The 14,343-nt window shown below is 72.1% G+C and carries 10 protein-coding genes; 7 read left to right on the top strand and 3 right to left on the bottom strand.

Annotation, left to right across the window (positions count from 1 at the left end):
* Positions 1-63: 63 nt before the first annotated feature.
* From AB0B85_RS02050 to AB0B85_RS02020, 7 genes are all read left to right on the top strand, one after another.
* Positions 64-774 (top strand): siderophore-interacting protein, encoded by a 711-nt coding sequence (locus AB0B85_RS02050; RefSeq protein WP_357402568.1) that lies wholly within the window; start codon positions 64-66, stop codon positions 772-774.
* Positions 771-2,030: an MFS transporter gene (locus AB0B85_RS02045; protein ID WP_357402566.1), complete on the top strand. Its 1,260-nt coding sequence runs from the start codon at positions 771-773 to the stop codon at positions 2,028-2,030. The genes AB0B85_RS02050 and AB0B85_RS02045 overlap by 4 nt, the downstream gene beginning before the upstream one ends.
* A gap of 24 nt (positions 2,031-2,054) precedes the next feature.
* A complete protein-coding gene (locus tag AB0B85_RS02040) occupies positions 2,055-3,227 on the top strand; it encodes a siderophore biosynthesis protein (protein WP_357402564.1) in 1,173 nt (390 codons plus the stop codon).
* Entirely contained in the window at positions 3,224-4,849 is a 1,626-nt protein-coding gene (locus AB0B85_RS02035) for an IucA/IucC family protein (protein ID WP_357402562.1), read from the top strand. The genes AB0B85_RS02040 and AB0B85_RS02035 overlap by 4 nt, the downstream gene beginning before the upstream one ends.
* A complete protein-coding gene (locus AB0B85_RS02030; protein WP_357402560.1) occupies positions 4,846-6,444 on the top strand; it encodes an IucA/IucC family protein in 1,599 nt (532 codons plus the stop codon). Before AB0B85_RS02035 ends, AB0B85_RS02030 begins: the two co-directional genes overlap by 4 nt.
* Complete coding sequence (locus AB0B85_RS02025) at positions 6,441-7,601, top strand: alanine racemase (protein WP_357402558.1); 1,161 nt, start codon at positions 6,441-6,443, stop codon at positions 7,599-7,601. Before AB0B85_RS02030 ends, AB0B85_RS02025 begins: the two co-directional genes overlap by 4 nt.
* Before the next feature lie 102 nt (positions 7,602-7,703).
* Positions 7,704-8,054, top strand: coding sequence for an STAS domain-containing protein (locus tag AB0B85_RS02020; protein WP_357402556.1), 351 nt, complete (start codon positions 7,704-7,706; stop codon positions 8,052-8,054).
* Between the two features lie 9 nt (positions 8,055-8,063).
* Here the strand turns inward: AB0B85_RS02020 and AB0B85_RS02015 are convergent, their stop codons facing one another.
* From AB0B85_RS02015 to AB0B85_RS02005, 3 genes are all read right to left on the bottom strand, one after another.
* Positions 8,064-9,308 (bottom strand): PP2C family protein-serine/threonine phosphatase, encoded by a 1,245-nt coding sequence (locus tag AB0B85_RS02015; protein ID WP_357402554.1) that lies wholly within the window; start codon positions 9,306-9,308, stop codon positions 8,064-8,066.
* Between the two features lie 145 nt (positions 9,309-9,453).
* Complete coding sequence (locus AB0B85_RS02010; protein WP_357402552.1) at positions 9,454-11,910, bottom strand: ricin-type beta-trefoil lectin domain protein; 2,457 nt, start codon at positions 11,908-11,910, stop codon at positions 9,454-9,456.
* Between the two features lie 309 nt (positions 11,911-12,219).
* Positions 12,220-13,533, bottom strand: a complete 1,314-nt coding sequence (locus tag AB0B85_RS02005) for a lectin (protein WP_357402550.1) — start codon at positions 13,531-13,533, stop codon at positions 12,220-12,222.
* Positions 13,534-14,343: the final 810 nt, after the last annotated feature.

The raw sequence follows: 14,343 nt of genomic DNA, 5'->3' as shown, positions 1-14,343 counted from the left end.
CCATCGGGGGCGCAACTTAGGTTAACCTCCCCTAACCAAGGATGACCTTACCTGGAGGGGTGCGTGAAACGGAACTGGGAGGCCCTGGTCCTCAAGGCCATGGGCGGCCGGGACTTTCGGTTGACCGTGCTGGGCACCGAGTCGATCGACGGGCACTACCAGCGCCTGCTCCTCGACGGGGGCGGCCTGCTGGCGGCGTGCGGGGTGCACCCCACGATGTGGATCCGGCTGTGGTTCGACAACGACGGGCGGGCCCACCAGCGCGCGTACACGCTTGTCGACCCCGACCCGGCCACCGGTCGGTTCACGCTCGAATTCGCCCTCCACGACGGCTGCGCGGCCAACTGGGCCACCGGGGCGCAGGTCGGCGACACCATCACCGCGACCGTCCAGGGCAGCGCGTTCGAACTGCCCGACCCGGCGCCCGAACACCTCTACCTCGTCGGCGACGCCGCGTCGCTACCCGCGGTGAACAGCCTGCTCGACGCCGGCGCCGACATCCCGGCCACGGTCTGGCTGGAGTACGCCCACGAGGGCGAGAAGGCGCTCGCGCTGCGCACCCGCGAGCACCACGACGTCACCTGGGTGCCTCGGCGCGACGCCGGTCAACACCTCGTCGACACTGTGTGCGCGGCGCTGCCGGCCAGCGGCGCGGCGCACTACTGGGTGGCCTGCGAGGCCGCCAGCACCCGTGGCATCACCCGGCACATTCGACGGACGCTCGGCGTCGACAAGGACCGGTTGACCTCCCTCGGCTACTGGAAAGCCGCATGAAGGGCCGGCTCGGCACGCTCACCGCGCTGTACGTCACCCAGTACCTCGGCGTCGGTTTCATCACCGTCGGGTTGACCGCCATCCTGCGCGACGGCGGCACCTCACTCGACACCCTTGCGTTGTTGCAGATCGTCGGGCTGATCTGGCCCATCAAGTTCCTCTGGGCGCCGATCCTCGACAGGTACGGGTCGCGACACCGCGGCCACTACCGATCCTGGCTGCTCGTGCTCCAGAGCGCCCTGGTGCTCGCCCTGCTGGCGCTGCTGCCGTTCGCCGACCCGGCCGACGCGCTGGGGCCGATCATCGCGATCTGCGCCGCGTACGTCTTCTTCTCCGCCACCCAGGACATCGCCGTCGACGCCGTGGCCGTCCGGATGCTCGCCGAGTCGGCCCGGGGCACCGGCAACGGCATCCAGGTCGCCGCCAGCTACCTCGGCAACCTGCTCGGCGGCGGTGCCTGCGTGCTGGTCTACGACAGGTTCGGCTGGGCACCGGCGATCGGTCTGCTGGCCGCGATGACCGCTGTCGGTCTGCTCGTGGTGTGGCGGTTCCGGGAGCCGGCCCGGACCGATCGGGTGGCCCGGGTGGGCACTGCCTACCGGGCGTTGCTGTCGGTGTTCGGCCAGCCGGGCTGCCGATGGTGGACCTTCGGCGTGGTGCCGCTTGTCTACGTCGGCGCCGGAATGGCGTACGCCCTGGTCACGCCGGCCCTTGTCGACGCGGGCTGGTCGTTGGGTCGGATCGGTGTCGTGACGGGCGTGGTGACGAGCGCTCCGGCCATCGTGGCGGGCCTGGTCGCGGGGCTCGGGGTCAGTCGCTTCGGGCGCAGTGGCGTGCTCGTGGTCGGCGGGGTGACCCTCACGGTGTCGACGTTGCTGCTGTTGCCGCTGATGAACGGGCGTGCGCCGCTGGCGGCGACGGTCGTCGCGCTCTGCTGCTTCATGGTGGCCTACACCGTCGCCAACGTCGTGCTCTACACGGTCAACATGGACTACTCGCGCCCCGACACCGGCGGCACCGACTTCACCGTCCTGTCGTCGTTCGGCCTGGTCTGCTCGTTCGTGGCGGCGTCCGTCGGCCTCGCGGCGGCCGACCGGGTCGGCTACCCGGCGGTCGCGGTCGCGGCCATCGTGCTGGTGGCCGCCGGCGTCGTCCTCGGCCTCGCGCACCAGCGGCGATTCCCGCACCGGCCGGGTCCCGGCGCCGACCCGATCGTGGAGCAGCCGGTGCCGCACGACGCGCGGGCAGCGGCGTGATCGGGTAGTCAGACGGAGGGCGGTATGAGGATCTGGCTGACCGCGCTCAACCCCACCGACGCCGTCCTGGACGGGTTCCTGCCGGCGGCGGCGGCGCTGGGGCTGTCGGCCACGGTGCTCACCGATCGGCCCACGGAATGGCCGGCGGACGTGCCGGTGACGCGCTGCGCGGTCCGGGACGCGACAGCGGTGGTCGCGGCGGCGGCACCGAACCCGCCGATGGCGCTACTGTCCAACAGCGACCATCTCCAGGAGGCCACCGCGATCGCCGCCCGAGAGCTGGGCCTGCCCGGCAAGGACCCGGAGGCCGCCCGGCTCTGCAAGGACAAGGCCGCGGCCCGGCGGGCGATCGCCGCCGCCGGCCTCGATCTGGTACGCACCGTCACCGTCGACCCGGCAGCCGCGCCGCGGGTGCCGGTCGGCATGTTCCCGGCGGTGGTCAAACCCCGCGAAGGGGTGGCCAGCGAGGACGCGTACCTGGTGGCCGACCACGCCGAGCTGGTCGCCCGGGTCGCCGAGATCCGGAGCCGCCGGCCGGACGTGGCCCTGGTGGTCGAGGAGTACCTCGACGGTGAGCTGCGGACCTTCGAGACCCTCGGCGACGGCACCGGTCTCGCCTCCCTCGGCGGGTGGCGCACCGGCCTCGGCCCACCACCGACCTTCACCGAGGAGAGCCTCTCCTGGTCACCCCCGACCGAGTCGGCGAGCACCCGACTGCGGGCCTGCCTCGCCGCGCTCGGGGTCGGCTTCGGTGCCTGCCACACCGAGTACGTCGTCACCGGCGACGGTCGGGTCCGGCTGATCGAGGTGAACTACCGCCTCATCGGCGACCGGATGGACCTGATCCTCGCCGACCTGCTCGGCGTTCCGCTGTTCGAACACGTCATCCGGCTGCACCTCGGCGAGCCGCTGGCCGCCCTCGCGCTGCCCGCCACCGTCGACGGATACGCCCAGGTCGAGTACGTCTGCGCGGACCGGTCGGGCCGACTCACCGCCGCACCCGGGCCGCTCGACACCCGGCACGGCGAGGTCCGGCTGGGCTGCCGTCCGCTGCGCGCGGTGGGCCGCTTCGCCGAGCGCACCGGCACGAACCGCGACTACCTGGCCGTGCTGCACGCGATCGCCCCGGACCGGGACAGCGTCCGGACGTCGTTGGCCGCCTTCCGCAGCGGTCTTGAGTGGACCATCGTCGAGTGAGCGACGACTGCGAGCGGGAGGTGTTCACCCGGGTGCTCGACGCCCTGCTGCGCGAGGATCACCTCGGTCTGCTCAGCACCGGCCGCCCGGACGGGCCGGACTGGTGGCAGGTGCCGCACCCCGCCGGCCTGCTGCGCATCCCGGTGCGGCCGGACGGCTTCCAACACGCCCTGCGTAGCGCCGCGCCGGCCGTACTGGTGCTCGCCGACGCCGTCACCCACCGGACGGACACCGTGGCCGGGCTGCTGACGTTGCTCGCCCCCCGGGACGACGGCGAGGCGGCGGCCGGCTGGCGGGACTTCCGCGCCGAGTGCCGCGCCGACCTCCGGGCCCGGCGGCTCGCCGCCCGGCACCGGCCACGGGTGCTCGCCGACGTGGCCGCCGCCCGGGCGAACACTCCGACCGGGCTGCCGGCGGCGCTCCTCGACGACGTGCTCGCCGCCCACCACGGGCACCCCGTCTACCCCACCGACCGGTGCCGGCACGGTCTCACCGACGACGAACTGCTCAGGTACGCCCCGGAGCACGCCCCGCGGTTCGCGCTGCGCTGGTACGCCGTACCCGCCCAGGACGTCCGGCTCGCGGGTGAGCTGCCGGCCTGGTGGCCACGCGCGGCGCGACCGGACCAGCTGCTGCTGCCCGCGCATCCGATCACCGTGGCCCGCGCCGCGCTCCCGGTGACCGACCTGCCTGTGACACCGGTGCGGCCCACCCTCTCGATGCGGACGGTGGCGCTCGACAGCGACCCGTACCTGCACCTCAAGCTGCCGTTACCAACCGCGAGCCTCGGCGCCCGCAACCGACGCACCCTGCACCCGGGCTCGCTCGCCGACGGCGCGGCGGTCGCCGCGCTGCTCGACCGGACCGCCCACGCCGAACCCGCCTTCGCCGGGCGGATCCGGCACGCCGACGAGAGCACCTGGGCGCACGTCGACGGCGACGAACGGCGCGGCTTCCTGCTCCGCCGGTTTCCGCGCGACCTGGATGGGGTCCAGGTGGTGCCGGTCGCGGCCCTGGCCGCACCCGACCCGGTCGCGGGCACGGTGCTGGCCCGGATCAGCCCCGACCGGCCCGCGGCACTGCTGGATTCCTACCTGGACCTGCTCCTCGACTGGCACGTCTTCCTGTGGTTGCGCCACGGCATCGCCCTTGAGGCACACCCGCAGAACATCCACCTGTTGGTGCACGCCGACGGCTCGGTCGGCCTGCTCTACAAGGACAACGACGGCGCCCGACTCGACCCGCGTTACGGTGGCCCGACCGGGCTCACCCTGCACGACCACCGGATGTGGGCGCGCGATCCACAGGAACTGGCCGACGTGTTCATCACCATCACCCTGCACCTGGCCGCGGCGGCGCCGCTCGTCGCGCTGGCCGCCCGCGGGCTGCCCGTGCCGTCCCCCGCCGAGGCGCTGGCGCCCCGGCTCGCCGCCGCCCGGGACCGGTGGGGCGACGGACCGGCGGCGCGGACCCTCACCGAACGGGTGCTGCGCGCCGCCCACCTGCCCGTCAAGGCGATGCTCACCGCCGGCACCCTGCTGCCCAAACAGCGGCTGGGCTGCGCCGACATCAACAAGTACTACCTGCGTACCGGCCCGAACTACCTGCGGGAGACACAATGACGAGCGTGCGGTTGTGCTCCCGGCCGGCCACCGCCTCCGGCCAGCTCGCCGACCTGGCCGCCGCCCACGCCGTCTTCGGGTGCCTGATCCGCGAACTCGCCCCACCGGACGGTGCACCGACCGTGGTCGACGGCGCAGCCCGGGTGCTGCTGCCACACCTCCAGGTCACGCTGCGCTGCGCGGTCGCCCGGGCCGACCCGCTCGGCGCGCACCGCTACGCCGGTCCGGTGCAGCGGATGACCGACGCGGGGTGCTGGGCGGACCTGGACGCCGACGGGCTGGCCGCGTTGGTCGCGGCGGAACTCACCACCCGGACCGGCCTGGTGAACGACGAGTTCGTCGAGCAGGTCCACGCCAGCCGGGACACCGTGGCCCGGCTGCTCGCCGAACGACCGACCGAGGATCGCGCCCGCACCGGCGAGGCCGCCATCGACGCGTACGTCGACTCGGAGCAGTCACTCGTCTTCGGTCACCCCCACCACCCCACCCCGAAGTGGCGCAGCGGCGACCCGGAGCGTTGGCGGGCGTACGCGCCGGAGCTGCGCACCTCGTTCCGGCTGCACTGGCTCGCCGTACCGGAAGACCTGGTCGCCGGGGCCGGGCCGTTCGATCCACTCGTGGCGGCCCTCGACCCGCCCCGGCCGCCGCCCGGGCACCGCGTCCTGCCGGTGCACCCCTGGCAGCTGGCACTGCTTCCGCCCACCCACCCCCGGCTGCGCGACCTGGGGGCGGCCGGCGTACCGGTGCGGCCGACGGCGAGCGTGCGCACCCTCTACGCCCCGGCGGCCGACCTCTTCGTCAAGACCAGCCTGCACGTGCGGATCACCAACTGCCTACGCAAGAACGCCCGCTACGAACTCACCGGCGCGGTCGCGCTCACCGACCTGCTGTCCCGGGTGCCGCTGCCGGACGGGGTCGGGCTGCTCGCCGAGCCCGCCTACCGCACTGTCGACATCCCCGGCCCGGACGAGGCGTACGGGACGATCCTGCGCACCGGCCTGCGCCCGCACCTGCGACCCGGGGACACCCCGGTCCTGGCGGCGGCGCTGGCCGCCGAGCCCCTGGCGACACCGGACCCGGTGGCCTGGTGGCGGGCGTACGTCGAGCTGCTGGTGCCGGCGGTGCTGCGCGGCTGGCTCAGCCACGGCGTGGTGTACGAGGCGCACCTGCAGAACGTGGTCGTCGTGCTCGACCGCGACCGTAGCCCGGTACGCGTGCTGCTGCGCGACCTGGAGGGGGTGAAGCTCGCCGCCGACCGGTGGGCCGCCTGGCCGGAGGGTGTTCCGGCGCAGGTCCGCTACGGCCCCCGGGACGCCCACCGCCGGATCGTCTACTGCCTGTTCGTCAACCACCTCGGCGGCATCTGCGGGGCGCTTGCCGACGCGCGGCCGGGCCTCGAACGGCGGCTGTGGCAGGAGCTGCGGGCCGTCGTCGAGGCGGTCGCCGCCGACCTCGACGATCCGCCCGAGCTGCGTGCGTTGCTGGCCGGCGAGCCGCTGGTTGCCAAGGCCAACCTGCTGGTCCGGTGGCGGCGCGACGCAGACCGGGCCGCACCGTTCGTGCCGGTGCCCAACCCGCTGGGCCGGCCGCGGTGACCCGCCCGGTCTACGTCTACGACCTCGACGCGCTTGCCGCACATGCCGGCGCGATCCGGGCGGCGCTGCCCCGGCCGGTCGAACTGCTCTACGCGGTCAAGGCCAACCCGGATCCCGGCGTCCTACGGACCCTCGCCCCGATCGTCGACGGGTTCGAGGCGGCGAGTCGGGGCGAGCTGCGGAGACTGGCCGAGGTGTCGCCCGGTCGCGTTCCGGCCGCGTACGCCGGGGCGGGCAAGACCGACGCGGACCTCGCCGCCGCGCTGGCCGCAGGGGTGCGCCGCATCCACGTCGAATCGCCGGCCGAGCTGCGGCGACTCGGCGCGCTGGCCGCCGCCGCCGGCCGGTCCGCCCAGGTGCTGCTGCGGGTGAACCTGCCGGTCGACGCGCCCGGCGCGAGCCTGGTCATGGGTGGTGGGCCCAGCCCGTTCGGGATGGACCCGGCCGACGCGGTGGAGTGCGCAAGCCGACCACCGGCCGGCATCGACGTACGCGGAGTCCACGCGCATCTGGCCAGCGGGTTGGACGCCCCGCTCGCGGCCACTGTCGCCGCCGCAGTGGTCCGCTGGGCGACCGCCGAACTCGGTGCCGTCGAGGTCGACGTCGGCGGGGGCATGGCCGTCGACTACGCCGACCCGGCGGCGCGATTCGACTGGGTCGGCTACGGCCGGGCACTTGGCGAGGTCCTCGACGCGTACCCGGGGGTGCGGCTGCGGATCGAGCCGGGTCGGTCGGTCACCGCGTACTGCGGGGCGTACCTCACCGAGGTGGTCGACGTGAAGCGCTCCTACGGTGAGTGGTTCGTGGTGGTCGCCGGCGGCACCCACCACCTGCGCACACCGGCGGCGAAGGGACACCCGCAACCGTTCACCGTGCACCGGCGGCGCGGTGCCGACGGCGCCCGCACCGACGGTGGGCCGGTCACCGTGGTCGGGCAGCTCTGCACCCCGAAGGACGTGCTGTCCTCCTCGGCCACCGCCGGGCCGATCGGCGTGGGTGACGTGCTGGCCTTCGCCATGGCCGGCGCGTACGCCTGGAACATCAGCCACCGCGACTTCCTGCTGCACGAACCGCCGATCTTCCGCACCGGCGACCCGCTGCGGGTGGCCGTCGAATGGGCCACCCGTCCCGATCTGGTGGGGCGGGAAGTTCCGTGACGGGGGCGCGCCCCGACGAGCGGTTGCCGCCGACTTCTGGCACGGTGAGGGTGGCGCGTTGGGTCGCCGAGTTGCCGGCGACGGCCGTACCGAGGGGGTTGGGTGAACTTCACGCTGTCAACGCGGCAGGGGCGGGTCGGCACCGTCGTGGAGGCCGCCGGCGACCTCGACATGAGCACCACGCCCGAGCTACGGGACCAGTTGCACCAACTGGTGCAGAACGGTGTCCAGGTGGTGGTGGTCGACCTGACCGACGTCGGATTCATAGACTCCAGCGGCCTCGGCGCGCTCGTGGTCGCCTACAAGGACCTGCAGGCGCGGGGCGGTTCGCTCGCCCTGGCCGGGGTCCGCCGCACGGTGCGTAAGGTGTTGTCGATCACCTCGGTGGACCGCGTGATCGACATCTTCGACACGGTGGACGACGCCGAGGAGGCGGCACGGGCGGCGTCGTGACCACCCTCGCTAGGGAAAGTCGCTGGCGCGGGCGGTGTCGGCGCCGGCCCGGCTCGACCGCGGTTCCTGGCTCCCGTACCAGTCGATGATGAGCAGGGTCGCGTCGTCGGCCAGGGCCGGCCCGGCGATCGCCAGCACCTCGTCGGACAGCGCCCGGACCGCCTCGCGTGGATGCAGATGGGCGATGCGGAGCAGGGCGGCGGGCAGGTCGAGGTTGCTGGCGTTGCGTTCGCGCATCCCGTCGGTGACGATGACCAGCCGGTCACCGGGCCTCAGGGACACCTCGCCGCTGCGGTAGCCCTCGTCGGGAAACATGCCCAACGGAAAGTTGGCGGGCAGTTCCACAGGCGCGGCCCGGCCGTCGCGGACCAGCATCGGCGGCACGTGCCCCGCGTTGAGCAGCTCGCCCCGACCGGTGCCCAGGTCGATGCGGCCCAGTACGGCGGTCATGTACGTGCCGCGTACGTTCGCGTTCTCGGCGATGGCCCGGTTGGCTGTCTCGGCCTGTGCGATCAGGCTGTCGCCGCGCCGGCGGGTGTTGCGCAGGCTACCCACGCCGAGGGTGGCGGTCAGTGCGCTGGCCACGCCGTGGCCCATCGCGTCGGTGACGCTGACGTGCAACGCGTCGCGGGCCACGCTGTAGTCGAAGGTGTCTCCGCCGACGCTCGCGGCGGGCTCCAGCCAGCCGGAGAGGGCGAATGTGTTCGCCTCGCAGGTGAACGCGGCGGGTAGCAGGCGGCGTTGGATCTCGGCGGAGAGCGTGAACGGGGTGCTGCGTTGCCCCCACTCGAACAGGTCGGTGTGCCGGCGGTTGGCGATGACCACGAACGCCAGCGCGTGCGCGGTGCGGGCGATCTCCGCGATCGTGGCGGCACCCGGTTCGACGGGCAGGTCGATCTCCAGCAGGCCGATGGTCTCGCCGCGCTCGGTGACGGGTGCGAGCACCGTCCAGCGGCGCTCACCGGGCAGCACGAGCGTGGTCTGCTGGCGCAGTGCCTGCTCGTGCGGGCCGCCGTCGAAGTGGAGAACCTCGGCGGCCTCCTCGCCCTGCCGCCGACCGGGGCGGTCGGCGAGCGTCTGGTGGGTCAGCCGGACCAGCGCTCGGCCGCTGAGGTCGGCGATGAGCAGCGACACGTCGAGCGCGTCCAGGGCCTTGGCGATGGTGTCGGTGACCGCCTCGACCGCCTCGACGGGCGCGGCCTCCTCGGCCGACTGGAGCATCCCGGCCAGCACGGTCTGATCGTTGTCCTGCACCCGTCGAGCATAGGCAGCGCACCACCCGGCAGGAACCCGGCCCGCGCGCCGAAGCGCCCGAGCCGCGGCAGACGACTGCCGGCCGCTCAGTCGAGCGGCCGGCAGCCACGACCCGGGTACGGGCCTTCGCCCGCCGGTCAGCCGGTCAGCCGCGGATCCACTGCTGGTTGCTGCCACCGGTGCAGGTCCAGATCTGCACGGCGGTGCCGTTTGCGGTGCCCGCGCCGTTGACGTCCAGGCAGAGCCCCGATCCGATCCCGGTGATCGTGCCGTCGGCGTTGACCCGCCACTGCTGGCCGCTACCGCCGCTGCAGGACATGATCCGCGCGCGGCTTCCCGCAGTGGTGCCCGCCACGTCGAGGCACTTGTTGCCGTAGACGGTCAGCTGGTTGCTCGAGGTGAGCGTCCACTGCTGGTTCGCGCCGCCGTTGCAGTCCCAGATCTGCACGACCGAACCGTCGGCCTGGCTCTGGCCGTTGACGTCCAGGCACCGGTTGGAGCCCGCGCCGCGGATAGCCGTGGTCGCGCCCGGCTCACCGGAGTTGCCGACCGGCGTGATGGTGAGGTTGTCGAACTGGGCGGTGACTCCCTGACCGGTGCCGTACCCGATCTGGCCGGCGACCCAGGTCGAGTCGGAGGCCGTGCCGACGGTGGCGCCGTCGATGCTCGCGGTGAGGGTGCTTCCGTTGAGAGTGAGCGCCAGGGTGTGCCAGCGTCCGGTGCCCAGCGCGGAGGTGTTACCGCTGGCCAGCGTGCGCCAGTTGCCGCTTGTGTTGTTGCTGCGGATCGACCACGCGCCACCGTCGGTCACCCGGAAGTAGTAGCCGTTGAGGTTCTGTGGCCCCTGGTGGTTGTAGGTGTTCGCGCGGCCGATGAGCTGCGCGTAGCCGGACTTCTCCAGCATGACGTCGGAGGAGACCGTGTAGTTGCGCCAGCTCAGGTCACCCAGCAGCGTGTACGGCTCGGCCTGGCCGGACGTCCAGAAGATCGGCGTCTGCTCGGACATCTGCCGTACGCACCGGCCGGAGCGGCCACCGCCGCAGGCGGCGATCTCGAACGAGCCCTGCTGGTCCATGAGGTACTTGGCCTCACGCCCGACGTCGTAGCTGTCGAAGGTGTCGCTGTACGGCAGCTTCAGGGTGCCCTGTGCCGGGCTGGTCGCCGTGCCCTTGCCCTGGCCGCTGGTGGTGGTGATGCTGTAGACGTAGCCGGGCTGGACGGTGAGTGAGAAACGCCCCCCGCTCGGCGTGATGTCGTTGCCCCGGACGAAGTGGTCGGCGGTGTTGTTCGACCGGACGTTCGTCGACCAGACGTGCACGGTCCCGGAGGACAACCCGCCGGTGACGGTGAAGTCGAGGGTCTGCGCCGACCCGGCGTCCATCGTCTCGATGATGGTGCTGTAGTCGCTGTTGTTTGTGGACTTCAGCGAGACGTAGCTGCCGTTGTTGCGGTTACCGCCGAGGTAGCCGGTCGAACCGTCGAGGTAGCGCCAGCCGGGGGCGGTGAACTGCGTGGTCTGCGCCATCACCCACGCGCTCTTGCCGATCGAGTACGCGCCGGACCAGGGCTGCTGGGCCACCGCCACGCCGGTGGTCGCCCACGGGATGTTGGGGGTGATGGCGGCGATGGCGGGCCAGTTGATGTAGCCGGTCATCTTGCCGTCGATGTAGCCACGGTTGATGCCCCGGGCGAGCGCCTGTGCCCCGGCGTTGTAGTCGTCGGAGCCGTTCTCACTCGCCCACAGCGACTTGCCGGTGGAGACCGCGTTGCCGGAGCTGGGGCAGCTGGTCTGCGCGCTGCGGTAGCCGCAGACGTAGTGGCTGCCGAAGACCTGCACGGCGTTGGCGAACGCCGGGTCCCGCAGGGCCTCGTCGGCGGCGCCCCAGCCGAAGTCGTCCGAGGCGACGATCTTCACGCTGCTGTAGCCGTGGGAGTTGAGGGCCGAGCGCAGGTTCTTGTACCAGGTGGCGTTGAAGCCCTTCTCGTTCCACCCGCCGAGATAGTTGATGGTCAGCCCGTGGGTGGCCGCGCAGTCCAGCCAGGCCACCAGGTAGTCGATCGAGTCGTTGGACCAGAAGTTGCCGTTCCCGATCCAGCCCGGCGCTCCCCACGACAGGCCCGCCAGGGCGATGTTGGCGTTACGCGCCCTCGCCTGCTCCATCAGCCACCACTCGTAGCCCCGGTTGCAGTTGATGTTGCCCCGGGTGTGCTCGTGGCTGGGCTCCGCGCCGGAGGTGGAGTTGGTGTCCCCGCCGATCTCCGTCTTCAGTAGCTGCATGGCGGCGCCGCGGCCCGGCTTGAACAGGTAGTCCAGGATGTCGCTGCGTTGCGGTTCCGGGTAGTCGACAAGCAACCGGCTGTTGCCGCCGCCACCGCTTACCGCGCCGATCCCGTCGAGCGCCCGTCCACCGGACCCACCGTTGATCGTGATGGCGGTTGCCGCCTGGGCCGGCGAGGCGAAGCCGGTGAGCACCGCTGCCGCTATCACCACCGATCCCACAAGCGAGGCGGTCCATTGGCGCGGACGCCACAGGCGCCGCCGGGACCGTCCGCGTGGCTCCACCTCGCCTGCACTGTGCCGATGACTCTCTCGATCGAACATCTGACCCGCCTCCCCAGCCGGTTTCGACAGCGAAGCCGTACGTCACACGGTGAGCTGGCGTACTGCGCGCAGTCGCTTCAATCGAAGATCACTAATAAATAGACGTCGTATGTTAGGCACCGAATCGATCGCCGGTCAACCGTGTGGACCAGGTAAAAGTCGCCGATCGGTGCCGGTGGGACATGTGTTGGGGCGCAGAAATATCAGATGAATGTGCGGTGCCGCGCGCCCGACCGGTCCGGCGGCGAAACCGGCTGGTTCCGCCGCCGAACCGGGCCTACCGGTGGCCTCCCGAGAGGTCCGCCGGAATCAGATGCGGCTCCATCGTTGGTTGGCCGCGCCGTTGCAGTCCCAGATCTGGACGCGCGTGCCGTTGGCAGTGCCGTTGCTGACCACGTCCAGGCACCGGCCCGAACCAACGCCGGTGATCGAACCGTCGGCGTTGGGCCGCCACCGCTGGTTGGACTGGCCGTTGCAGTCCCAAATGATCACCGAGCTGCCGTTCGCGGTGCTGGCGCCGTTGACGTCGAGACACTTACCACCGAAGACGCGCAGCTCCTGGGCCCCGGTCAACGTCCAGCTCTGGTTGCTCTGGCCGTGGCAGTCCCAGATGATCGCCGCCGCGCCGTTGGTCTGGGAGGCGCCGTTGACGTCCAGGCACCGTCCGGAGGCCGCGTTGCGCAGGGTCGAGGTGCCACCCGGCGGCGGGGTGCTGGTCGGGCTGGCGGTCGGCGACGTCGTCGGAGTCGGCGTGGGGTCGGTGCTGCCGAACTGGGTGAAGAACCTCCACACCTCGCCCTTGGTCCAGGTCCTGGCTCCGCTGTCCCCGCCGCCGTCCACCGGACCGGGGGTGTGCCCGCCGTCGAAGGCCGCCCACACCACCGGATAGCCGGATCGGCAGCCGGAGTAGGTGGTGGTGATGTGGGTCAGGCTGCCCGCCCTCGGCTCGGGTGGGTTCTGTGCGGTGCACCCGTTGGCCCGGACGAAGGTGTCTCGCAGGGACCGTCCGGCGGAGACGTTCAGCACCGGGTCCCCGATGCCGTGGATGCCCATGTACGCGATCGGCTGCGTACCGCCGCCGCACCCGCTGAGCTGCCCGCCGGAGTACACCGCGACAGCGCGGAAGACATTCGCCCGGGAGCAGGCGAGCGAGTAACTCATGCCGCCGCCGTAGCTGAAGCCGAGCGCGAAGAGTTGCGTCGTGTCGACACAGAGGTCGGCCTCGATCAGGCTGATCATGTTGTCGACGAAGGTGACGTCCTGGCCGCCGGGGTTGGCCCAGCCGTTGCCGTTGCCCTGCGGGGCGACGAAAATGGTGCTGTTGTTCGCCTGCTGCCGCAGCCCGTAGTAGGACCAGGCTGCCCCGTCCGCCCCGCCGCCGTCGACGTCGTTGGCGGTGCCGCCGTTCCAGTGGAACCCGAAGATCAACCGGTACGGGTGGTTCCGGTCGTAGTTGTCAGGAATCCTCAGGATGAAGGTGCGGTTCTGGCCGCCGCTCTGGATGGTTCGTGAACCGCTGGTCAGCGTGGGCGCCTTGCCGCACCCGGCGGTCGCCGCGGCCGGCACGATGTCCGCGGCCGACGCGGTGGTGCTCAGGCCGCCAGCCAGTGCCGCCGCGCTCACGGTCACGACGACAGCCGCCGCCGTTGCCAGAAAGCCAAGGATGGGTCTACGTCTTGTCACGATGGGGCTCCCGCCACTCGACACGAACTGACTCAGGTGCGGGGAGTCCACGGCGACACCCGCACCGCTACCACGCGCCACCTCGGGTCACTCCGCCGACCATGCTCGGCGCGGAGGAACCTCGGCAGACGCGACCTGTCCACGGCATCCGGCCGCTAATCGCCACGGCTCCCTGCGGCTGGTCTCGCCGCCCATGCGGGACCAGTTGGTCGTCGGATCTTTGGTGGCCGACACCGGGGGCGTCCCGAACCTCGACGGCCGACCGCCGGACGGTGCCGGAGCACCCCGCTCGACCCTTGAATCGATTCGCCCCGACGCTAGATTGAGCAGTGAAGTATGTCAATGCTGTGTCCGGCGGGTTGCGACTCGGCCCCGAGCCCGTCGGCGCGACCGGTTCCGGTACGGCGACTGTCACTCGCGCGTCTGCGCCGGTGGCGGCATGCCCCCGTCGGGCCCGGGCCGGCAAAATGTGGGCCAGTCCCGGTGCCTCCAGGGGCGCGTCTCCGCGATCGATGCCGTACCGCGCCGCCCTCGACCCGTGCCGGGCGCCCGCCGCCGGCCGGCTCCTGGGTTGCGGCCCTGCCGGCCCGGCTCCCGACGGCTGCCGCTCGCGGCTCAAGGTCACGTCCGGCGGGAAGGTCCGACCTTCCGACCGTGCCTCCGTATCGGCCGACCGCGGGCGGCTTTCCCGACCGCCCGCTCCGGGTCGGACCCGAGTGGGTAGGTGGCGTCGCGTAGCTGGCGGACCGG

The sequence above is a fragment of the Micromonospora sp. NPDC049044 genome (assembly GCF_040649215.1).
Lineage (GTDB): Bacteria > Actinomycetota > Actinomycetes > Mycobacteriales > Micromonosporaceae > Micromonospora.
Note: the sequence above shows the minus strand (reverse complement) of the source record. Positions and strands in the feature narration are given on the sequence as shown.

What these genes read in the sequence shown, in the direction of transcription:
- AB0B85_RS02010 (WP_357402552.1), bottom strand. Translation starts at nt 11,910, where the DNA reads ATGTTCGATCGAGAGAGTCATCGGCACAGTGCAGGCGAGGTGGAGCCA.
- AB0B85_RS02045 (WP_357402566.1), top strand. Translation starts at nt 771, where the DNA reads ATGAAGGGCCGGCTCGGCACGCTCACCGCGCTGTACGTCACCCAGTAC.
- AB0B85_RS02040 (WP_357402564.1), top strand. Translation starts at nt 2,055, where the DNA reads ATGAGGATCTGGCTGACCGCGCTCAACCCCACCGACGCCGTCCTGGAC.
- AB0B85_RS02030 (WP_357402560.1), top strand. Translation starts at nt 4,846, where the DNA reads ATGACGAGCGTGCGGTTGTGCTCCCGGCCGGCCACCGCCTCCGGCCAG.